General features: G+C 51.8%; 16 protein-coding genes. 15 read left to right on the forward strand and 1 reads right to left on the reverse strand.

What is annotated here, in order from left to right; genetic code table 11:
• A partial coding sequence (locus DMG62_09585) for a hypothetical protein (protein ID PYY23084.1) occupies window positions 1–1864 on the reverse strand: 1864 nt, incomplete at its 3' end.
• Window positions 1865–2175: 311 nt separating this feature from the next.
• Between DMG62_09585 and DMG62_09590 the strand changes: the two genes are divergently transcribed.
• From DMG62_09590 to DMG62_09660, 15 genes are all read left to right on the forward strand, one after another.
• Complete coding sequence (locus DMG62_09590) at window positions 2176–3300, forward strand: hypothetical protein (GenBank protein ID PYY23085.1); 1125 nt, start codon at window positions 2176–2178, stop codon at window positions 3298–3300.
• The gene (locus DMG62_09595; GenBank protein ID PYY23086.1) at window positions 3290–5623 is read left to right on the forward strand and encodes a hypothetical protein; all 2334 of its coding nucleotides are present in this window, start codon (window positions 3290–3292) and stop codon (window positions 5621–5623) included. The genes DMG62_09590 and DMG62_09595 overlap by 11 nt, the downstream gene beginning before the upstream one ends.
• Before the next feature lie 85 nt (window positions 5624–5708).
• Window positions 5709–6482, forward strand: a complete 774-nt coding sequence (locus DMG62_09600; GenBank protein ID PYY23087.1) for a hypothetical protein — start codon at window positions 5709–5711, stop codon at window positions 6480–6482.
• A gap of 80 nt (window positions 6483–6562) precedes the next feature.
• Window positions 6563–8527 (forward strand): asparagine synthase (glutamine-hydrolyzing), encoded by a 1965-nt coding sequence (asnB, locus tag DMG62_09605; protein ID PYY23088.1) that lies wholly within the window; start codon window positions 6563–6565, stop codon window positions 8525–8527.
• Window positions 8528–8587: 60 nt separating this feature from the next.
• Window positions 8588–9850, forward strand: coding sequence for a hypothetical protein (locus tag DMG62_09610; protein PYY23089.1), 1263 nt, complete (start codon window positions 8588–8590; stop codon window positions 9848–9850).
• Between the two features lie 537 nt (window positions 9851–10387).
• On the forward strand, window positions 10388–11116 hold the full coding sequence (locus DMG62_09615; GenBank protein ID PYY23090.1) for a hypothetical protein: 729 nt from the start codon (window positions 10388–10390) through the stop codon (window positions 11114–11116).
• Window positions 11117–11163: 47 nt separating this feature from the next.
• Complete coding sequence (locus DMG62_09620) at window positions 11164–12402, forward strand: glycosyltransferase family 2 protein (GenBank protein ID PYY23091.1); 1239 nt, start codon at window positions 11164–11166, stop codon at window positions 12400–12402.
• 80 nt (window positions 12403–12482) lie between these two features.
• Entirely contained in the window at window positions 12483–13193 is a 711-nt protein-coding gene (locus DMG62_09625) for a phosphoheptose isomerase (GenBank protein ID PYY23092.1), read from the forward strand.
• A gap of 96 nt (window positions 13194–13289) precedes the next feature.
• Window positions 13290–13997: a hypothetical protein gene (locus DMG62_09630; protein ID PYY23093.1), complete on the forward strand. Its 708-nt coding sequence runs from the start codon at window positions 13290–13292 to the stop codon at window positions 13995–13997.
• A complete protein-coding gene (galE, locus tag DMG62_09635; protein PYY23094.1) occupies window positions 13910–14989 on the forward strand; it encodes a UDP-glucose 4-epimerase GalE in 1080 nt (359 codons plus the stop codon). Before DMG62_09630 ends, galE begins: the two co-directional genes overlap by 88 nt.
• Before the next feature lie 21 nt (window positions 14990–15010).
• Complete coding sequence (locus DMG62_09640; GenBank protein ID PYY23095.1) at window positions 15011–16444, forward strand: hypothetical protein; 1434 nt, start codon at window positions 15011–15013, stop codon at window positions 16442–16444.
• Window positions 16413–17510, forward strand: a complete 1098-nt coding sequence (locus tag DMG62_09645; protein ID PYY23096.1) for a GHMP kinase — start codon at window positions 16413–16415, stop codon at window positions 17508–17510. The genes DMG62_09640 and DMG62_09645 overlap by 32 nt, the downstream gene beginning before the upstream one ends.
• Before the next feature lie 83 nt (window positions 17511–17593).
• Entirely contained in the window at window positions 17594–19315 is a 1722-nt protein-coding gene (locus tag DMG62_09650) for a hypothetical protein (protein PYY23097.1), read from the forward strand.
• 40 nt (window positions 19316–19355) lie between these two features.
• Window positions 19356–20129: a hypothetical protein gene (locus DMG62_09655; GenBank protein PYY23098.1), complete on the forward strand. Its 774-nt coding sequence runs from the start codon at window positions 19356–19358 to the stop codon at window positions 20127–20129.
• Window positions 20130–20266: 137 nt separating this feature from the next.
• Window positions 20267–22198, forward strand: coding sequence for a hypothetical protein (locus DMG62_09660; GenBank protein ID PYY23099.1), 1932 nt, complete (start codon window positions 20267–20269; stop codon window positions 22196–22198).
• Window position 22199: the final 1 nt, after the last annotated feature.

A 22199-nucleotide genomic window follows, 5' to 3' on the forward strand; every position in this document is an offset into this window, starting at 1 on the left:
GAGCTCCATTGCTGTCGGTTTCGTCGATGCTGCTGTCGGTCAAGCGTTTCACGGCACAGCCGAAGGCAGGATCGGTATAGCTCTGGCCCTTGGCCGGCGGTACAAACGTCGCCCAGTTCGTAGGAATATGCACTAGCCCGTCATTCTGCTTGCCGCAGAGCGGAGTAGAGGAGCTAGTTACTCCCGTTCCGCTGAGCGAGACAGCGGGACTGTTCGAAGCGTTACTGACGAAACTGACGCTGCCGGTTGCGCTCGCACTAGCCGTTGGCGCAAACACCACAGAGAATGAGGTGCTCTGTCCTGCCGCAAGTGTCACTGGCAGCGTGAGCCCATTCAGCGTGTAGGTGCTGCTCCCGGTGAGCGACGCGGAAGAGACCGTTACAGTTCCGCCGGACGCAGCAAGCGTGCCGGAAAGGCTGCTCGTACTTCCAACCACAACGTTACCGAAAGAGAGCGAGCTGGGGGTAGCCGTCAATTGCAGGACGGGCGCGGTGACTCCGGTACCGGCGAGTGGAACTGTTACCGAATTGTTGGAAGCATCACTCAGAATCAAAATCTGTCCAGAAGCAGCGCCAGCAGAGGTCGGTGAAAACTTCGCGAGGTAGCTCGTGCTTTGGCCAGGCGTAAGCGTGAGCGGGACAGTGACGCCGCTTCCGCTGAAGCCCGCGCCGGAAGTCGTGATCTGAGAAATGGTCAGATTCGCATTGCCGGTGTTGCTGATTGCTATTGATTGCGTGGCGCTGCTTCCTACGTTGACACTGCCGAAGCTGGCACTGGTTGGGTTGGGGGTGAGTAGACCTGCCGGAGCCGCTGCGCCAGTACCGGTTAGGGAAACGAGAGTCGGGCTATTGGAAGCGTTGCTCACGAATGAGATTTGTCCGGAGGCGCTGCCCGCCGAAGTTGGAGCAAATTGTGCAGTGTAGGTGGCGCTTTGACCGGGCGTAAGCGTTAGTGGAACAGCGATGCCGGTTCCGCTGAAGCCGGCGCCGGATGTCGTAATCGACGAAATAGCCACGTTTGCATTGCCGGTATTACTCACCACGATCGATTGGGTGCCGCTGCTTCCCACGGTGACATTGCCGAAATTGGCAGTGGTCGGATTAGCGGTGAGTTGAACCACGGGGGCGGCTGCGCCTGTACCGGTCAGAGAAACAAGACTCGGGTTGTTCGAAGCGTTGCTCACGAATGAGATCTGTCCAGAGACACTGCCTGTCGAAGTGGGCGCAAATTTTGCTGTGTAGGTAGCGCTTTGTCCGGGAGTAAGTGTCAGTGGAACAGTGATGCCGCTTCCGCTGAAACCAGCACCTGATGTCGTGACCGATGAAATCGTTAGGTTCGCATTGCCGCTATTGCTGATTGCGACTTGCTTCGTCGATGAATTATTTACAACCACGCTGCCGAAACTCAGCGAAGCCGGAGAGGCAGAGAGAGAAGCCGCAGGTGGAGCCGCACCCACTGCAGTCAGCGATATTGAGTTCGGAGAATTCGTTGCGTTGCTGACGATAGCCAAATTCCCAGAGCTAGTGCCGGCAGTCTGAGGATTCGCCATTACGCTGATCGTCGTGCTTTGTCCTGGCGCCACGGTCAGCGGGAGTGAAGGCGCCGAGACACCGAAAGCTGAACCCGTAATGTTTAGCTGGGTGATCGTTACGCTGGCGGTTCCATTTGCGGTCGCCGTGACACTCTTGCTGGATGTAGTTCCAGTGACCACGCTTCCGAAGTCGAGAGTCGTAGAGCTGAGGCTAAGCTGGCTTGTCGCAGAAGGAGCGGGAGCCACGCCTGTGGTTCCACACCCTGAGATCACGATCGCCATTAGGGCAACGAAAGGAAAGAGTTTGCGGACGAGAACAAGTGGATGGTTCACGCGACGATCCTCCTTAGCGGGTTCGGTTGTTACCCTTGTGGCTCCACGTGATCCGAACAGGGGTATGAGGGGCTTGCTAATGACCAAAATGGTAGGCTCAGCGGGTTCGCGATTGCAGATTACGGCGGACCGAAAAGAACCAATTCAGGACAATGTCCGCCGGTAGCGAAGCTCAATGCCGATTCGATACTTTCGTAACGTTGTCTGTTAGAGCGGATGTTATGCGCAAAAGTTCTCTTGGCTTGTCAGAACCCGGAATTCCTTTGGAATGACGGAAAAACACAGGAAATGAAGTGTAACGGCTTTCGCGAATGAGCTCGCTCGTGAAGATTCTCCAAATCGGGAATTATCCACCGCCGCTTTGTGGCTGGTCGATACAGACCAAATTACTTGTCGAAGAAATTCGTCGGCGCGGAATTACCTGCGACGTGCTCAATCTTAGCGAGAACCATCGCAGGAAAAGCCCGGACTATATCGACGTTCAGAACGGTCTCGACTACTTATGTAAGGTGATCCGGTTTGCACTCAGCGGTTATCACTTTCAAGTGCACGTGAACGGCCAAGATACAACGGGATACCTGCTGGCGCTCGCCGCTGCGATCATTGGCCGGCTCACACGATGTCCTGTGGCCTTGAGCTGGCGCGGCGGATATCAGCAGAAATACTTTCCTCGGGCAGAGGCCTCTGTAGCACGTTGGGCTTTTCAGCTGCTGTTTCGATTGGCTGGCCAAATCTCCTGCAACAGCACGCCGGTCAAATCTGCGATTGAGCGATATGGAATCGACTCCGCTCGGGTGTCCGCCATTCCTGGCTTCTCGGCGCAGCACCTGGACTTCCGGCCAGTGGTTCTCTCCGCCGAAATCGAGACTTTTCTAAAACAGCGCGAAATGGCTTTCTTCTGCTATGTCTCATTTCGTCCCGAGTACCAACTGCCAGTGCTACGCGAAGGCATGCAACAGTTCCGAAAACTTTATCCGAGAGCAGGATTCGTTTGGCTTGGATTTCCGTGTAAGGAAATGGCGGCTGCAGTTCGATTCGTGAACGATTGGCCAGAAGGCGAGCGCCAGAGCTTACTCCTGCTGGGGAACCTGACACACGACGAGTTCTTGACCTTATTAAGCCGAAGCTTTGCAGTAATTCGTACTCCTATGTGCGATGGCGTTTCTGCCTCAGTGCTAGAGGCGTTAGCGCTCGGAATTCCTGTCATAGCCAGTGACAATGAACATCGCCCTGATGCTGTCGTAACTTTTCGCGACGGTGACGCAGAGGATCTCTGCCGGAAACTCATTCACGTCGTCTCACACTACAAACAAATCAAGCAGCAGACCCGTTTTGAAGGTGCAGAAGACAATATCGCACGAACAGCTGACTGGTTGCTGGCAGATTCAGCCAGCACTGAACGGTTTGCCCGGAGCAACCTCGCCCATGCGGACTAGCAATTATTTGTACGAACGCTGCCGGCGATTGGCAGGCATGAGTTTGGACGAATTGCGCGTACGTACAGCTCAGGAGTTTACAAAGCGTTGGGATCTTGCCCTGTGTCGATTGGGCCTTCCTCTTCTCAAAGAAGATTCATGGCCATTGCCACACTTTTCCGATTCCTTCTTCTTTAAGCGTGACGAAGTGCCGCGGATTGCGGATGTGCTCGGCAAGCGCGTTCCTGAAGTTGTGGAGCAGATTATCGATCAGGCCGAGCAAATCTGCCGGCATCGGTTCGATCTTCTTGGCTACAAGGGAATTGACTATGGCCAGGAAATAGATTGGCATTCCGATGCGGTACATGGTAAGTGCGCCCCTCGCCTCCCATGGTTCCAAATCCGCTACCTCGATTTTGCGCAGGTCGGCGACGCAAAAATCATCTGGGAACTAAGTCGGCATCAGCATCTGGTCACGCTTGCCAAAGCGTACCGCTTGACTGGAGAAGAGCGTTACTCAAAGGAGCTGTTTCAGCAGTGGTATGACTGGAAGGGGCAAAATCCGTACTGTGTGGGAATTAATTGGGCTAGCAGTTTAGAAGTTGCTTTCCGAAGCCTGTCCTGGCTCTGGGTTTGGTATTTGCTCGACGGCTGTTCGAATCTCCCAAGCCGATTTTCGAAAGATCTTCGACATTCGCTGATATTGAACGCGCGTCATATTGAACGATTTCTTTCAACCTACTTCTCACCAAATACACATTTGCTCGGCGAGGGTGTCGGACTGTTCTTTATTGGAACTTTGCTTCACGGGTGCCAATCGGCAGCACGCTGGAAAGCACTTGGTTGGACAACGGTTTTGAAGGAAGCGCAGCGCCAGGTGCGACCCGACGGCGCGCACTTTGAACAGTCTACGTACTACCACACCTATGCGGTCGATTTCTTCATACATGCACGAATACTGGCTGGATTGAACGGAATTACCGTTCCAGTCCATCTCGACAGAACAATCGAAAAGATGCTTGACGTCTTGCATTCCTTCGGAAGTGCGGGACCCGTGCCTCGATTTGGTGACGACGATGGCGGCAGAGTCTTCGATCCGCGACGTAACAGGAGTGAGCATCTGCTCGATCCTCTGGCAACCGGAGCAGTACTTTTCAATCGCTCTGACTTCAAGAGTCTGGTTGGTGATATCAGAGAAGAAACAATTTGGCTGCTGGGGTCCCATTCGGTTAGGCGATTCGATGAAGTAGATAGCAACAAATCCACGTTTAAGTCATTCGCGCTACGGTCAGCTGGAGTTTACGCGATGTGCCATTCCGGACCTGCTCGACACCAGTTCGTAATCGACGCAGGTCCTCAAGGAACAGGATTAGCTGGACATGGACATGGAGATGCACTGAGCGTCCAACTCACTCTGGACGGCTACCCCATGCTGATAGACCCAGGTACGTTTGTTTATGCGGATACATTTGAACGAGATTTGTTCCGCGGAACTGCTAGTCACAACACCGTGCAAATTGACGGCATGAGCCAGGCAGAACCGCGAGAGCCGTTCAAGTGGCGATATTTGCCGAAGGTTACGGTAGAGAGATGGCTCACCAACCCTGTCTTTGATTTCTTCATAGGTTCACATGATGGGTATGCCCGCCTCAAAGATCCAGTTCGGCATCAAAGATACATCTTCTATCTAAAGTCTCACTTTTGGCTCGTTCACGATGTCCTCAGGGGCGCAGCTTTCCACAAGCTCGACCTTTCCTGGCACCTAGCACCTGGTTCTCTATCCTCAATCTCAGGAGGTGCGATCTTCGTCAGCGCTGAACAACGGGAGGCGCTGGCTCTACTCTCTACGGGCAGCTCGCATTATGCAGCCAGGCTTTTGCAAGGTTGGCATTCACCAACGTATGGCAATAGAGAACGATGCCCAATTTTTCGAATTAGCTCTCAAACGCAGTTGCCCGCAAGCTTTGCGACTTTACTGATCCCATTAGAAGAACCTACCGGGTTTAACGGGACATTGCAGCCGTTTGAAGGGGAACAGACAGGAGTATCAGTTCGGGCCTATACATATTCAACGGCTGCTGGGTCGACGCAACATATGGTCTTCGCCGATGCTGCCGGAAGCTGGCAACTTGGAGGCTTGGTTAGCGACGCCCGATTTTTGTACTACTCGATTGGCAATGCAAACCGGCTGCAGCAATTTGCGTTGTGCGATGGCAGCCATTTAGAAATTGATGGTGAACTACTCTTCAAAGCCACAGATGTTGTCCCGCAATTCAACTGGGTTTCGCAAGAGAATACATCTCATCTTTCTCACTCAAGCGAGCTTTCGGCAGCCCTCGTATAGACACATCCCCGACTTACGCCGCGGTCGCTACTACATGCGCTAGACGCACAAAACCACTGAGAGTCTAGACAAAAGAGGTTGGACAATGCAGATTCACCATGAGGAATTGAGCGACGTTACTCGCTATATCGATAACAAGCGCCACCTCACGCTCGAAGATCACCGCGCTACGTTCGAGGCCTACATCAGGCGCATAGGCCAGTTCAAGATGGTTGACCGGAGTACGAAGCTGCTTGAAATTGGGATCGGTACTGGATGGTTTCCGATCATGTGCAAGGCGCAAGGCCTCTCCTGCAAAGGGCTGGAGATCAGTCCCCAGCTGGTGGAGTACACCCGCGCGTTCGGGAGAAGATATGGAATCGAGCCTGACGTCGAAGTTGGGAATATTGAAACATACGACCTCGGCTTAGCCCAATACGACATTATTATCGCTTCGTCAGTCTTTGAGCATATAGAGAATTGGAAGGAAGCGATGAGAAAGAGTTATGCGGCCTTAAAGCCGGGCGGTGTGCTCTTCTTTGAATCCACAAACAAGTTCAGTTTCAGTTCGGGAGAATTCGATTTTCCGTTTTACGGCTGGCTTCCGGATCGATGGCGCTACCGCTTGCGCATTGCACGGCAAGGAGCGGACATCATGAACCTGGGAATCGACTTCCACCAGTTCACGTATCCATTGTTGAGGCGAGTGTTTCGCGATCTTGGATTCAGACAAATCGTGGATCGGGTGTCACTGGCTAATATCGATGCCATGGCTTCTTCCTGGAAACGACTTCTTATAAGAGGAGCCAGGCAGTTCAGTCTCCTGCGCCAGTTGGTTCTCCTCTTCGTCGATTGCACGACCTTTGTTTGCGTAAAGTGATGTGGGCGTTCTGATTCGCACAGAGTAAGACACCTGACACTGCATAGAAAAGCATAAGTTCTCATTCAATCGAACAAACTATGTGTGGTATCTGCGGAATCCTTGCGATTAGAAATGGAGTGTTGTCGGCGCCCCACGTCGAGGCCATGTCCAGATCCTTGCGTCACCGTGGACCCGATGACAGCGGATTATTGATATTGCCTCCGGTTGCATTCGGATTCCGCCGACTTAGTATTGTTGATCCTTCTGGCGGTCACCAGCCGATGAGCAACGAGGACCAGAGTGTATGGATTGTCTTCAATGGAGAGATCTACAACCATCCCAAGCTTCGTCCCATTCTTGAAACGCGCGGTCATCGATATGTGACGAACAGCGATACGGAAACCATCCTTCATTTATACGAGGAATATGGAGAAGACTGCGTTCATCATTTGCAGGGGATGTTTGCATTCGCAATTTGGGATCGCGTGCGACGAAAGCTCTTCTGCGCCCGGGATCGGCTCGGGATAAAACCTTTCTATTATGCGACGACGGCGGGCGATTTCGTATTTGCCTCAGAAATCAAAGCGCTGCTCGAGGTGCCTGGTCTTCGACATGAAGTGAATCGACGCGCACTCCCGGAATTCTTTGCCTTTGGTTATCTCTCCTCGGCGGAAACACTCTTTAAAGACATATATAAGCTCTTGCCTGGACATCGCTTGTCGATAGATTTGAACGCAGAAGAGAAGAGCCCTCACGTAACTCAGTATTGGGACCTGGACATCTCGCGCTCGGAATCGAGTGTCGCCGAAGCAGACTACGTTAACCAGTTTGACAGTCTTTTCACTGAGACGATCCGAATGCACCTAATGAGCGACGTCCCTCTCGGTGTGTTTCTGAGTGGCGGGCTAGACTCAAGCGCTATCGCCGCCGTAGTTGCGGATCTTCGCAAGGACGCCATCCAAACGTTCGCAGTAGGCTATAAGGAAGATAGCTTCAGCGAACTTCCCTTTGCGCGTCAGGTCGCCAGCCATATCGGAGCTGTCCATAACGAGGTCGTTCTCGGTCCGAATGATTTTATTGAGAGTCTGCCTCAGCTAATTTGGCATGAAGATGAACCGCTGGTCTGGCCCTCGAGCGTGGCGCTGTACTACGTAGCTCGTTTGGCTAATCAGAAGGTAAAGGTGGTGCTCACTGGTGAAGGAGCAGATGAGGTCTTTGCTGGTTATTTGAAATACCGGGCGACTCTCTGGAACATGCGCGCGGCGCCTGTCTACAAAAACCTCTTTCCTAACTTTGCCCAGGATCTTGCACAGAAACTGCCTGAATCACGATTCGTTCCCGATTGGATCCGACGCAAGCTGCGCCATTCGTTTGTGTACTATCGCGACAGTTTCGAAAAGATCCATTTCGACAACTTTTATTCGGTCTTTTCGGGAGATCAACAGCGCGAATTATTTAGTGATGAGGTCGATGGAGAACTACGCGAGATCAATCCTTACAAAAACTCGATGCGCTACTCGCCCTCGAAGGCAGGCAATGGTGATTTACTGAACCAGCTTCTCTATCTCGATATCAAGACATATTTGGTGGAGTTGCTCATGAAGCAAGACCAGATGAGCATGGCCGCATCCATTGAGAGCCGGGTACCATTCCTGGATCACAAGTTGGTCGAGTGGGTTGCTCAATTGCCCGCGAATCAGAAGGTGCGAGGATTATCCGGAAAATACTTGCTTCGCCGCACGATGGCTCGACGTCTGCCGAAGGAAATAATTCGCCGTAACAAACGCGGATTTCCCACGCCAATTCGGCCCTGGTTACGCTATCAATTATTCGACAAACTCACCTCCGTTCTGACCGACGGACGCATGGCGGAGCGCCGACTATTCCGCCCTGGATATGTCGAAACATTGCTCAATGCCCATCGGCAAGGATTTTCCGATGCAACAGAGCGCTGCTGGCGGCTTCTAAATTTTGAACTCTGGAATCGAATTTTCCTGGATCGCGATCAGTCGGCATTCCATCCTGGGATGAATCGGAGTGAGAGCGCGATGGTTGCCGCCTAATTCGGAAACTTACAGAAACGTCATAGTCCGAAAATAGAACCATCCCACAGCTCTTATCACATGAAAATCCTGCTGGCGGTGCCGCGGCCTCTCTTTCCTGCCGATACAGGTGGAAAGATACGGTCGCTGAACATTTTTTCGCGTTTGGCCACACGTGCTGAAATTCATGCTGTCTCTTTTGCGGATCCTGTTTCTGACGCTGCAGGAATCGCTCAGATGGAGGCGACATTCGCAACGTACACACCGGTATTCTGGCGGGAACCGAAGAAATATTCGTTGACTTTCTATGCAGAACTTCTAGGCAATCAATTCAGCTCGATGCCGTATTTCCTGGCAAAGTGCAATCTTCCGCGATTTCGGCGCGCGGTCGAAAAGTTGCTCGCGAGCACTCGGTTCGATCTGGTCTTCTGTGATTTCTTACATACAGCTGTGCCACTGCAGCCACTTGAGTTCAGGCCAAAGGTAGTGTTTGAACACAACGTCGAATTCTTGCTCCGAAAACGCAAGTGGGAGAGGGAGGAGCAACCCCTACGTAGATTGGTGCTCGGCAGGGAATGGAAGAAAACGCACGCCATCGAGTCTGAAGTCTGTAGATCCTTTGATCATGTGATCGCAGTCTCGGACGATGATCAGCGCACTTTGCAGCGGAACTTTGCAGTGCAAAATGTTTCCACCGTTCCTACCGCCGTCGACACTGATTTTTTCCGACCACGTGAAGAAGCGGCGATTCCCAAACGGCTGGTCTTCGTAGGGTCCATGGATTGGGAGCCGAACGAAGACGGAATTCTATGGTTTTGCAGGGATATTTACCCACTCATTCGAAAGCAGATGCCGGGAGTGACCCTTAATGTCGTCGGCCGGAATCCCTCCTCAAAACTTCAGAGGGTGGTTTCAGGAGATTCTTCAGTACAGATTACTGGATGGGTTCCAGACATTCGTCCGCATCTTGCCCAGGCCGAGGTGGTGGTCGTTCCATTGCGGGTTGGGGGAGGAACCCGAATCAAGATTCCTGAGGCCATGGCGATGGGAAAACCAGTTGTCTCGACTCCTCTCGGTGCCGAGGGCCTTCCATTTCGGGACGGTAATGAGCTTTGCATTGCCGAAGAGCCTGAACAGTTCTCCCGAAAAGTTCTCGAACTGTTGGACAACATTACCCTTCGAACTTCTATTGAACAAACAGCCCGCGACCAAGTAGTCGCCGGATATGGATGGATTGCGGCCGTAGATAGACTCGAACAGACGCTCTTGCGAGTAACATCGTCCACACTAACAGGTATGACGATTCAGCAGGACCAAACACACTCAGTGTACGCGAGTCTATGAGTACCTCGAATGTAATCGGAGCAAACGAAGCCATTCCGGTCCCGGATCTGGCTGGTGCAAGCTTCGGAGAGCCGGCCTGCGAATGGACGTTCGTCTTTGTTTGGCTGTTTACGTTTGCAATCTACGCGCGACCAGAAGATATTCTGCCGTCACTCGGTGAGCTGCATTTGACATTCGCTCTTGGTTTGTGCGCCGGCTTAGCTTATTTCCTAGCTCTTGGGTCGGGCGGCACCCGCATCTCCTGGAGTCCACAACTCCAAATAGTCAGCCTGCTCACGATTTGGTTTTTCGTAGGCGTCCCCTTCGCTTATTGGAAAGGCGGAAGCCTTCATCAACTCGTGCATCCCTGGCTGAAGACATTTTTCATATTCTTTCTGCTAACGCAAGTGCTGGTAACTGCCGATCGGATTCAGAAGCTTCTTTGGGCAATTATTCTTAGTGAGCTGCTGGTAACTGCATACTCCATCGTGGAGTCTTCGAAGGTGATGTGGGTCGGTGACCGAATGCTTGGTGTAAGTCTCGGGATTCTCGGTTGGAATTTTCTGGGCATTGCTGCTGCTTCTACGATTCCTTATATGGCCGCATTGTTCGTTTTGCGGAAGTCTTATAGCCTTATCATTTCTGCTCGTCTTGCGTGGCAGTGCTCGAGGGAAAATGGTAGGTGTTGCAACCGTCCTGGCACTGATGGTTTCCGTTAGCCTGGCTCCAACCGTTTTCTGGGAACGTGTCGGAACTCTGTGGAACAGCTCGGAGTTGCAAGCGAACATGACAGCCGCATCGGCGAGAGAATCCACAGAGGATCGCCTGGTCGCATTGAAGCAAGCTGTTGAATACACTCTAGAGCACCCGATCTTCGGCTTGGGGATCGGAAACTTCGGAATTGCCAGTGGTATCGACGTGGGTCAATCCACTGCTTGGCGGAGCACACATAATACTTATGCCGAGATATGTTCCGAAGCCGGCGTCCCGGCGCTGCTGCTCTTCATAGGACTGATCATTACTACATTGCGCAATTTGACCAAGATAATCAGAACGATTGCTGCAAAAGATGCGGAACTCGATCTGATGGCACGTGCAACATTGGTCAGCGTCCTATCGTTCAGTTTCGGGGCTATCTTCGCCCACTTGACGTACGAGTACTACCTTTATTACTTGATCGCCATTGCAGTGGGACTTCAGCAGAGAGCTCGTGCCAGCGTGGAACTGGCAACAACAGACTGGATACCAGAATATAACGCGAATTCCAGCTTACCTAAGATGGTGTAGACCTCGTTGTGGCGCATTACAGTCTAGACATTTTATTTTGGAGCTGCATGGGAGGCGTAGTGTATCACTATGCCGGTTATCCATTGCTGCTTTTCATCGTGTCCACGCTTTCTCAAGCCAAGTCAGATCTGTTGTATTTACTTGGAAGAAGTAACCGGCGTTGTGAACCAGTTATGCGTGAACTTCCGCGTGTCGCTCTTCTGATCTCTGCGTACAACGAAGAGTCGGTTATTCAAGCCAAAGTAAAGAACTGTTTCGAAATTGATTATCCAGTTGACCGATTGGAGATGTTCTTCGGACTGGACGCACCGACCGATTCGACGCACGAGCTCTTAGCTCACATCGCCTGCAATCGCGTTAATGTAGTCGAGTTCATTACGCGGCGCGGAAAGCTTGCTGTCTTGTGCGATCTCGCACAGCGAACTTCGGCCGAGATTCTGGTGTTTACAGACGCTAACACAATGCTTGCGCCGAACTGCATTCGAAACTTTGTGCGCCACTTCAGCGATCCACAGGTGGGCTCTGTCAGTGGCGAGGAGATCCGGACTGTCGGTCCGGGCACTGATCCGGCCGCCGAGTCCGTTTACTGGCGGTATGAATCAGCAATGAAAATTCTCGAAAGCAGGCTCAACTGCTCGCTTGGAGGAAATGGAGCTGCGCTAGCAATAAGGCGATCACTCTTTCGACCGACGAAGCAATCGATTGTCGAGGATTTCCAAATACCGCTCGAAATTCGATTCAAGGGATTCCGAGTCGTTTACGACCCGGAGGTTATTGCGGTCGAGGAGATTACCCCAAATTATGCTGCTCAGTTTGCACGCCGTGTGCGCATAGGCGCAGGCAATTATCAAACTCTATTCAGGAACCTCGACTATCTGAATCCCTTGCAAGGGTTGCTTGCATTCTGTTTCTTTTCCCACCGAGTCCTTCGTTGGCTAGTGCCTTTGTTCCTCGTCACTGCGCTCGTCTGCAGCGTTGTTATGGCGAGAGATCCCGAATTTGGGCTTTTGGCTGTTTTGCAATGCGCTTTTTATCTGATGGCTGTGGCAGGGTATTACCGGAAAAAGGGCGGGAGGCCCGCAGGTCTGTTCTCTGTTCCGCTGTACTTTTGCTCGATGAATCTGGCCCTACTTCTGGGATTCCATGCTTACCTAACAGGTCGGCAGAGTGTTGTGTGGAATGCGACTCCGCGGCGATTCGATTCTCGGACTCAGCAAGAGAGTTTGCTTAACAGACCTGTCGATCTCGAAGCTTCGAGTTCTGCTCTACAACGCCCGGCCGCCTGACACAGTAGATTATCGCCTGACTACAAATCGCACAGGTCGGCCCGATTGAGCGCGGAACGACCTTGAAGGAGACTCCGCAAATGCAAAAGCACACATCAGCATCGATTATCGAAATGCCGGCGCCACCGAGAAGTGGCACTCTTCTCGAGGGTATCGCAGGAACAACAAGAGCGAGCACGGCGATTGCGAATGCTCATAGTTACTTCGCCAATTACAGCGAAGTCATCTCCGAATTGCCCTATAGAGACATTGAGCAAGCAGTAGATGTGTTGTACGAAGCCTACCGGGAAGACCGAAGAGTATTTCTGTTCGGAAATGGAGGTAGCGCGGCGCTTGCATCACATCTCGCCTGTGACTTGGGCAAAGGAACTTGTTTAGCGGGAGCGCGCGAGAGGCGCTTTCGCGTTCTAGCACTGACTGACAACATACCGCTTATAACTGCCTGGGCTAATGACACCTCTTACGAACAAATTTTTGCAGAACAGCTGTGCAACTTCATTCAACCCGGCGATGTTGCTTTTGGTATCAGCAGTAGTGGATCGTCTCCAAATGTTCTGCTAGCCCTTCAGGTGGCTCGGGAGCTCGGCGCAACCACGATTGGATTGACTGGCTTCAAAGGCGGCCAGATGCCGGCGCTTTGCAATATCTGCATCATCATTCCATCGGACAATATGCAAATCATTGAGGATTTGCAGCTCAGTATTTCGCATGCGCTGTTCACAGTGATTCGTCACCGGATCACCGGTCAAAATCTAAGCACCATGACCAGTGCTGCGACGGTCGCTGCGTGAGTCTTCGTAAGAGGCAATCAGGATTGTCAGTGGCGGCTGCTCTGAGTAGGCGTTTCTCCTCTACCTCAAGCGTTCTCTACATTCGAAAATAAGTCCGTGAGTGCGACTCACTTCCGAGCAGTGCTGACTTCCAATAACCAATTCAAAGTGAGAACAGACATTCTCGAATCTGGGAAACTCGCGGTTAGAAGGCCTGAAGAGCTCCACTTACAGCTTCTTTTGAAACGTTGTATAGATCTGGTCGGAGCCATTGTTTTGCTTATTTTGCTTTCGCCGATCTTTATCCTCACGGGATTATTCGTGTACTGCGGCGACGGAGCCCCCATCCTCTATCGCCGACGCGTTGTACGTGTAGTCGGTGAGTTCGATGCTTTCAAGTTCCGAACGATGCGCCGAGACGCGGACAGTATTTTAGCTTCTAATCACGCGCTCCAGGCTGAATATCAGCGTAACTTCAAGCTTGTCAACGATCCGCGTGTCACGAAGCTAGGAGTTTTTCTACGAAAATTCAGCATTGACGAGCTCCCTCAACTATTCAACGTGCTCTTTGGCCAGATGAGCCTCGTCGGGCCGCGCATGATCACCGCTCCAGAGCTCGAAAAGTACGGCGCTTACAGCAGGCTCTTGCTTTCGGTGAGACCCGGATTAACAGGATATTGGCAGGTTTGTGGCCGGCAGAACGTCTCTTACCGCGACCGAGTCCGAATGGACGTTGAATACCTGCAAAACTGGAGCTTGGGAATGGACTTAGCGATTCTGCTTCGAACTCCATTGACGGTCTTAAGAATGGAAGGAGCGTTGTAGTGGAACGAATATTAGTAACTGGAGGTGCAGGGTACGTGGGATCGGCCTGCTGCGCTCGATTACTGCAGCGGGGCTATTCTCCCGAGATAATCGATAACTTTTCTACCGGACACGCACACGCTGTTCCGAAAGCTGTAACCGTACACAACTGTGATTTTGGCGATGGCGTTGGATTAGCAAAGCTCTTAACCTCAAAGACCTTTGACGTTGTATTTCACTTCGCGGCAAAGGCATTGATCCCTGAATCGGTAACAAGTCCAGGATCGTTTTTCGCTACCAATGTCGCGTCTGGCATTGTCATGCTGGAAACTCTTCGGAAATATGGAATTCGTAAATTTGTTTTTTCGTCTTCCGCAGCTGTCTATGGCTCGCCGAAAGTGGTTCCTATTCCCGAAGATCACGAAAAAGAGCCCACGAACGCATATGGGGAAAGCAAGTTAATTTTCGAGCAGGTTCTCAAGTGGTATGCCTCCGCTTACCAGTGGAGCATAGTCGCGTTTCGATACTTCAATGCCTGCGGCGGAGGAGCAGATTGGGGCGAACGACATGATCCAGAGACGCACATCATCCCCTTACTATTGCAGGTGGCTTCAGGCCGACGAGAGTTTTTCGAGATCTATGGAACTGACTACCCAACTCCCGACCGAACATGCCTGCGTGACTACGTAAACGTGATGGACATTGCGGAGGCACACATTCTGGCTTTGCAGAAGTTAGGTTCACCGGGCTTTCACGCTTACAACATCGGTACCGGCACCAGTTATTCCGTCAAGGAGATCTGGGACGTAGCATCCAGTGTCACTGGGAGAAGAATTGAGTTACGAGCTGCGCTACGACGTCTGGGTGATCCGGCGGTATTGTGCGCCAGTCCGAAGAAGCTCATGACTGAATTTGGCTGGAAGCCAATGCACTCCGATTTAGAGAAGATTATTGCGGGTGCTTGGGCCTGGGAACAGGCGCTTTGTGAACGAGTATTTGCAAGGGCCGCCTGAATTGTCGGCACGATAGGGATTATGAACCGGACATTGCGGCAATTGATTTTGAGTGCGGACCTGTTGTGGATTGTCATTTCCTTTGGACTCGCCCAGATCTTGCGGAATCATCTACTTCCCAACTCTGATGTTCTGCCACGATCCACTTATGCTTCTGCAGCTTTGATCGCGGCATCGATCTGGACTTTGCTTTACTTCAGCAAAAACTTAGAAGGCTTCTGCCGTGGATGGTACTTGCCAAGCGTCTTCGCTCAAGTAATTGTGGGCGTCTTCTGCATGATGATTTCGTTGGTGGCCTATGGATTCCTTTCCAGGCACTATTACTCCCGACTGGTGCTGCTCTACTTGGCATGTTTCTTGCCAGCGGGATTCATAACCGTCAGATGTCTTGCATGGTGGCTCGTCAAATCGCGAGTGCACAACTGGGTAAAGCGCCGGGTAATCATTATTGGCTCCGGCCGTATCGTACGCGAACTTCTAATTAAGATTGCCCGTCATCCGGAAGCATCGTTGGAGGTGGTTGGGGTCCTGTTCCCGGCCCTCACGGAATCGGCAAACGAACACTGGAATGAGGGCTGCGGTACCGTGTCACTTCGAACTTTGAACATTCTGAACTTGATACAAGAGAAGAGTGTTCAGGAACTGATTCTCGTTGAACCTGTGCCGCCAGGATCCGAAACAGAGGAGCTGATATCGAGCTGCCAACGGCAGGGTATAAAGGTTCATCTTGTCCCGCATCGGTACGAGCTCTACCTTTCCAAAGCGAGGCTCACAGAGATTGAGGATGTGCCACTACTCTCGTTAGAAGAGCAAACGCTTTCGGTCACCGGATTACAACTCAAAAGAGCAATCGATTTCACAGGAGCACTCTTTCTACTGCTCCTCAGTGCGCCGCTGCTGATCCTTTCAGCAGCAATATTGTGCTGGAACAAGCACGGGAATGTGTTTAGAAGGGAACTGCGGTGCGGTAAAGATGGAATCCCGTTCTGGATGTACCGCTTGAACATCGATCGCGATGGGTCGGTATTGGACACCTACCAGCGAAGCCTTGTGCAGTTCAGCGCCACTGAATTGCCGCAGCTCATCAACGTTCTAAAGGGGGAAATGAGCCTTGTTGGGCCGCGCCCAGAATCGCCCGAAAGGGTGAAGCATTATTCAATGTGGCAACGCCAGCGTCTTACGGTGAGACCGGGACTCACGGGACTCGCTCAGGTAAATGGGCTGCGAGAACAACACTCATCAGATGAGAAAGTTCACTTTGATCTTCAATATATCTTTCACTGGTCTTTATTTCTGGATCTCTCGTTAGTTTTACAAACGGCGTGGACGCTGTTTCTTAGGCTCGTCAATGACAATCGGCTCGCGATCGCGCCTTTACTGAAGCCAACACTCGATCCTGATCTCGCTATTGGAAGGATATGGAATGCTAATAGTACGCAGTCCGGTACGGATTAGTTTTGGGGGTGGCGGGACTGACCTGCCGGCGTATTACGAGAAGTTCGGCGGCGCCGTTCTCAGCACTTCCATCAACAAGCACTTCTACACTATTTTGCAAAAGAGAACAGACGGCAAAATCCAGGTGATTTCGTCAGATCTGCGCGTGGTAGAAACCTGGCGAGACATTTCACGGATGAACGTGAAATGCAGTGCTCTTGAGATTCCTCTTTCGGTAATAAAAGAGCTTGGCCGTGATCTTTCGGTCGATCTCTTCCTCGCTTCCGAGATTCTTGCCGGTACTGGACTGGGGTCGTCAGCGAGTGTCTGTGTTGGAGTCTTAAAGGCTTTCGCCACCTACCTCGATCTTTCATTATCAAAATACGACTTAGCGGAGCGCTCGTTCCACATCGCGCGCAACATTCTCGGGAAACCCGTGGGAAAACAGGATGAATATGCAGCTGCCTTTGGAGGAATGAACTTCATCACATTTAATCAGGATGGCAGCACGAATGTGGAGCCGCTTGAGCTGAGAAGCGATCATCTTCGTGAGTTCGAGAGCAATCTCATGTTGTTTTTTACCGGTGCTGCACATAACTCATGGAAGCTTCTTCACGAACAGGAGCAATCGACAAAGAAGCAGGGCGGCACTACGGTCGAATCGTTGCATCAACTTCGGGATTTCGCTGAACAGATGCGTCGCGCATTGTTAAAAGGCGACCTGCTGACATTTGGTGGCTTGTTGCACGAGAGTTGGGAAGCCAAGAAGAAGATATCCTCAGCAATCTCGAATTCACTGATCGATGAGGCGTATGCATTGGCTCGGCAGAATGGTGCTTTAGGCGGAAAGATCGCGGGCGCAGGAGGCGGTGGCTTTCTGCTGTTATTTTGCGAGCAAAAGCACCAGGAAAAGGTTCGTGATGCCATGGCCAACCTTCAGTTACGCGAGATGGCCTTTGCACTGGACTCGCAGGGCGTGAAAGTTGTGGCCAACGATCCGTTTATCGATAGAGACGAAAAGTGCGGAATGCGGTGGACCTTTGCTCCAGCCTTCAGTCTGCGCACCGCGATGGGCATTCCATCTTGAGATGCATTGCGAATCGCGTATTTCCTGAGCGTATTCGACTATCGACTAACTGAGAGAAACTTCATCGGGCTCTAACCTCAGATATGAAGCCTTTTCAGATTCTACTTTTATCGGGAGTTCGGCCGTCGCGCACGCATAGAGTTGCGAATCGAATGATGCAAGAAGTGCGCGGAGTGAAGGTCTGCGGAATTGTGCAACAGCCCGTGCTCTTGCTCCCAGTGGTTCAGCAATGCCTCGCGGCCGGGCTTTCGGAGCATACATTTAAGTCCTCACAAAACTCCTCGCAAATGCGACGTTGCCTTCATTTGCTTTTCAGATGGTTCATGCATTACATGCTGTGGTGGGTGCACGGGGCTCCCAGTAGTTGGAATGATAAGAAGGAATTCGAACGCGCCGGGCTCATTCGGGAAGGTCAACGCAGTGGGTACCAATTCCTGCAGGTGGACTCTGACTATGATCTCAAGATTCGGAATTTCCTGCGCGAACTCAACCCTGATTTGATCGTCCTCTTGGGCGATCTTCCATTGAAGGACCTCGCTGCATTGCCGCTCTTGATTCGAGTATCACAACGGGAAGGAACCACCAAAGAAAAAAACGTTCAGTTAGCGATCGAATACCTGGAGAGCGGTTCGGATCAATCGTGCCCGATAACGTCGTTCAAGCTTCCAATGCAAGCCTACGACACTCCGATCGGTGTCGCTTTGAAAATGGATTTGATAGCTGACGACTTGCTTGTCCAGATCGTTGCAAATTTGACGTGCAGAAGTGCGGCCGAGACGTCCAGAGAAGTAAACGCATGGATGCAAAGAATGCTCTCCCCCTATATGGAGCAACTCGAACATGCTCCCTCAATCCAGCAACAACCGACCACACCTCGACGCCATCGCTCCGTATGGAAACTGTGTCTCGAAACGATATTCTTGTGCTCGCCATGGTTCGCTGGAAGGAATTTTTATCGCCGCCTGCGGGGCCGATATCCCGTGCTGGTACTAGCACATCACTTGATATCAGATCGGCCGCACTATATGGGGGTTTCTACCGAAAACTTCTGGCATGAGGTTTGCTTCTTACGGCGGCATTATCAGATTGTTGCCTTATCGACAGCTGCGGAGCTTCTACGCTCAGGTCGTGTTAAGGTCCCGACTCTCGCTATTACTTTTGACGACGGATACGGCGAGAATTTTGTGAATTTGCGAGCTGTGGCTGAGGAGTTCGGAATCCCGATTACTTTGTTTGTGAGCACGGAACCAGTAGAAGAGCATCGTGAATTCGAGCACGATCTGAGACGCGGCACCAAGGGTGCTTTCCCGCTGACGTGGGACCAGATCGGATATTGGGATCGAATGGGAGTGGAGATCGGTAGTCACACGCGTACGCACTTCGACTGTGGTTCTGATCGTACGAGACTGGAGCCGGAGATCGTGGGATCAAAGAATGAGTTGGAAGCTCATCTCGGGAAACAGATACGCTTCTTTGCTTTTCCCTTTGGTAAGCAGCGGAACATATCTTCGGACGCGCTGCAGCTGGCAGCCGATACATACATCTGTTTTGCATCGGCGTTCGGTGGCGAGAATTTTCCTAAAAAAGGGATGGACCATTCGCATTTTTTTCGAAAGAACTTCTACCCGCATCCGTGGGAACTTGAACTGGAATTGCAATCCGTTTTTCACCTCGTCGATCGAATCAAAGTGTGGTTCTCGCCTCCGCTACAGGAATCGGCCTACTCAAGCGAGGTGAGTACTATTTCGCCTTTCACTACACAGGCGGACACACGGCACTTAGTTCCCACCAACGAAACGAATTGATAATTCTTCCGCCCCAAGTCTTAGACTTAAACAGTCGCCGATGACAACGCTGACACACGTCGACACTGCCCTCTGCAGCTCGATTAGCCAAGCTCAACCGATCGGTTGCGCGCGAGTGTTGCAGTCAATACGCCTTGAGGCCACTCGAATTGTGAAACGTTCACTTCTTCTCGATGACCGCCTTGCATTTGCGATTACTTCCGCAAATGATGGAGTCGACGGAATCTTACCCCTCGAGGAGAAAAGGCTTTTCACACCTCGTGCTTCCAGTAAGAGATTGAGGGAATGGGCTTCAGGCAGAAGAGCAGCTCGCCTTGCGCTTAAACAGCTCGGTTTTGAAAATTCGCCTCCGATTTTGCGCGGAGATGGGGGAGAGCCCTTATGGCCTGAGGGGGTTGTGGGTTCGATCACTCACTGCTACCCGTGGAGCTTGGCCATGGTCGTGAGATCCTCGGCTCCTTTGAGTATCGGAATAGATTTGGAGTCCCAACTTAGGATGGGAAAAGTTGATATTAGCAGTGTAGTCTGTCGAAAACCGGAGCTTGAATGGATATTTGCCGACGGCGATTGCCAAGCGCGGCTCATGATGATCTTCTCGGCGAAAGAAGCTGTCTACAAGGCTCTTCATCCTGTGTGCCGAAAGTATATCGACTTCCAGGACGTTGAGTTGTCGTGGGTTCCAGAAGAATCCAGATTTGTTGTCCGCTTTTCAGCTGCGTTCGAGGAACGCTTTTTGGTTAACCGCGTATGCAGTGTCCACTGCTGGCAGCAAGATACTTTCGTGTTTACTTGTTCAACTCTGCAGACCTTGTAACATCAGGCCTTAGCGCGCCTCCAAACCTGCGCAAATGTGCTGATTCCGCAGAAGCACAGACCGCAACAACAAATCTCATTGAATGTAAGTCAGTCATCTAGCTGATGCACTCGTAGCGTTCCAAGGAGGGTAATTGTATGTCGCACGTTTCTACACACTCATTCCGGAGTGAATCTTCTCTCGGGAATCTAGACCAGCTGATGCTGGGAATGCGCAGTCCAACGCTTCAAGAGTTGTCGCCGGATGGGTGTGTACACCAGCTCGTGGCTGCTCAGGCCGCTGCAGCGCCAAGTGCGATTGCTCTAACTCATGGCAAGTCTTCTGTGACTTATGAAGAACTTGATCAGCGAGCAAATCGTTTAGCCCATTTATTGCGCTCTCTCGGTGTTGGTCCAGATGTTGTTGTGGCCATTTACTTGAACCGCTCCGTGGCAATGGTTGTTGCAGCCCTCGCGGCTTTGAAGGCAGGCGGCGCATATCTCCCCCTCGATCCGAACTACCCGACAGATCGGCTGACGTTTCTTTTGAAAGATGCTCGGACTCGAGTTGTTGTGACTGGCGAGTGCATGACAAGCGCGTTGCCAGCGCAACCAGAGCACGTCGTGGTGGTAGACCCAGGAGGAAAGATAGCGGTCGATAAACCATCACACTCACTCGACGTCGATGTGAAACCGGAGAATCTGGCCTACGTAATCTATACATCCGGTTCAACTGGTCAGCCGAAAGGTGTTGAACTTACTCACCGAGGATTATCGAATCTTTTGCTCTGGCATCATAAAGCCTTTAAAGTAATCGCTTCTGATCGGGCAAGTCAGATGGCGGCGTTGGGTTTCGACGCTGCGGTTTGGGAAATCTGGCCGTATCTCACGGCAGGCGCGAGTGTGCACCTAGCTGATGGATTTGCGGTGAATGAGCCTACGGCCGTCCGAGATTGGCTGCTCTCTCAGGGCATTACCATTACTTTCCTCGCAACTCCTTTGGCGGAACGTGTTATGACGCTCGAATGGCCTGCAAAGGCAACTCTACGCTTGATGCTCACCGGCGCCGATACTCTTCACCATTACCCTTCGCGTAAGCTACGCTTTCAGTTGGTCAACAACTACGGTCCCACTGAGTGCACTGTAGTAGCTACCTCCGGAGTTGTTCCTGCTACGCCCGAGCAAGCAGATCGCCTGCCAACAATCGGTCGTCCAATCACGAATGCTCAAATCTACATTTTGAACGAGGAAATGCAGCAAGTGGCGATAGGTGAGTCTGGAGAAATCTACATTGGAGGAAAGGGTCTTGCTCGAGGCTATCGAAATCGGCCGGATTTGACTGCCGAGAGGTTTGTTCCTAACCCCTTCAGTCCAGAGCTCGGCGAGAGACTCTATAGGACAGGAGACTTAGCTACTTATCTTCCGAATGGGGAAATCGCATTTCTTGGTCGGATCGATGAGCAGATTAAGGTTCGAGGGTATCGCATAGAGCCGGCCGAAATTGTAAAGGCTCTCGATGAACATCCAGCGGTCCAGGCAAGTACCGTTGTGGCGCGAGAGGTCGAGCCGGGAGACAAACGTCTGGTCGCCTACTTTGTACCTGCTTTGAGCACTCAACCTACTCACACAGAGTTGCGCAACTTCCTTGCTGGACGCGTCCCAGAGTACATGGTTCCAGCGATCTTCGTGAAACTGGATACCCTGCCTCTTAACGCAAGCGGTAAGGTCGATCGCGCCGCGCTTCCGGCTCCCAACACATCCAACACAGTACGCGACGGCGCATTCGTTGCGCCTAGAACGCAAATGGAAGAATCGTTAGTGAATATGCTCGCTACATTACTCGATCTCGAGCAAGTCAGCGTCGAGGACAACTTCTTTCTACTAGGTGGCCATTCTCTGTTAGGTACGCAGCTTATAGCCAGAGTCCGCGACACGTTCGGCATAGAGCTCAGCCTGAAGAGTCTTTTTGATGCACCAACGGTCGCAAAGCTTTCAGAGGAGGTTGAGTCGCTGCTCCTTGCAAAGCTCGAGGCAATGAGCGAGGACGAGGCCCAGCGACTACTTGGGGGCGCCGCGCCGGCAGCCGCATAGC

The organism is Acidobacteriota bacterium, assembly GCA_003225175.1.
In the GTDB taxonomy this organism is placed as follows: Bacteria; Acidobacteriota; Terriglobia; order Terriglobales; family Acidobacteriaceae; genus Gp1-AA112.

Excerpts from the sequence above, each read along its gene's own strand:
- DMG62_09650 (PYY23097.1), top strand. The coding sequence starts at position 17,594 with ATGAAGCCTTTTCAGATTCTACTTTTATCGGGAGTTCGGCCGTCGCGC.
- DMG62_09625 (PYY23092.1), top strand. The coding sequence starts at position 12,483 with ATGCAAAAGCACACATCAGCATCGATTATCGAAATGCCGGCGCCACCG.
- asnB (PYY23088.1), top strand. The coding sequence starts at position 6,563 with ATGTGTGGTATCTGCGGAATCCTTGCGATTAGAAATGGAGTGTTGTCG.
- DMG62_09590 (PYY23085.1), top strand. The coding sequence starts at position 2,176 with ATGAGCTCGCTCGTGAAGATTCTCCAAATCGGGAATTATCCACCGCCG.
- DMG62_09620 (PYY23091.1), top strand. The coding sequence starts at position 11,164 with ATGGGAGGCGTAGTGTATCACTATGCCGGTTATCCATTGCTGCTTTTC.
- DMG62_09595 (PYY23086.1), top strand. The coding sequence starts at position 3,290 with ATGCGGACTAGCAATTATTTGTACGAACGCTGCCGGCGATTGGCAGGC.
- DMG62_09640 (PYY23095.1), top strand. The coding sequence starts at position 15,011 with ATGAACCGGACATTGCGGCAATTGATTTTGAGTGCGGACCTGTTGTGG.
- DMG62_09645 (PYY23096.1), top strand. The coding sequence starts at position 16,413 with ATGCTAATAGTACGCAGTCCGGTACGGATTAGTTTTGGGGGTGGCGGG.
- DMG62_09600 (PYY23087.1), top strand. The coding sequence starts at position 5,709 with ATGCAGATTCACCATGAGGAATTGAGCGACGTTACTCGCTATATCGAT.
- DMG62_09655 (PYY23098.1), top strand. The coding sequence starts at position 19,356 with ATGACAACGCTGACACACGTCGACACTGCCCTCTGCAGCTCGATTAGC.
- DMG62_09610 (PYY23089.1), top strand. The coding sequence starts at position 8,588 with ATGAAAATCCTGCTGGCGGTGCCGCGGCCTCTCTTTCCTGCCGATACA.
- DMG62_09660 (PYY23099.1), top strand. The coding sequence starts at position 20,267 with ATGTCGCACGTTTCTACACACTCATTCCGGAGTGAATCTTCTCTCGGG.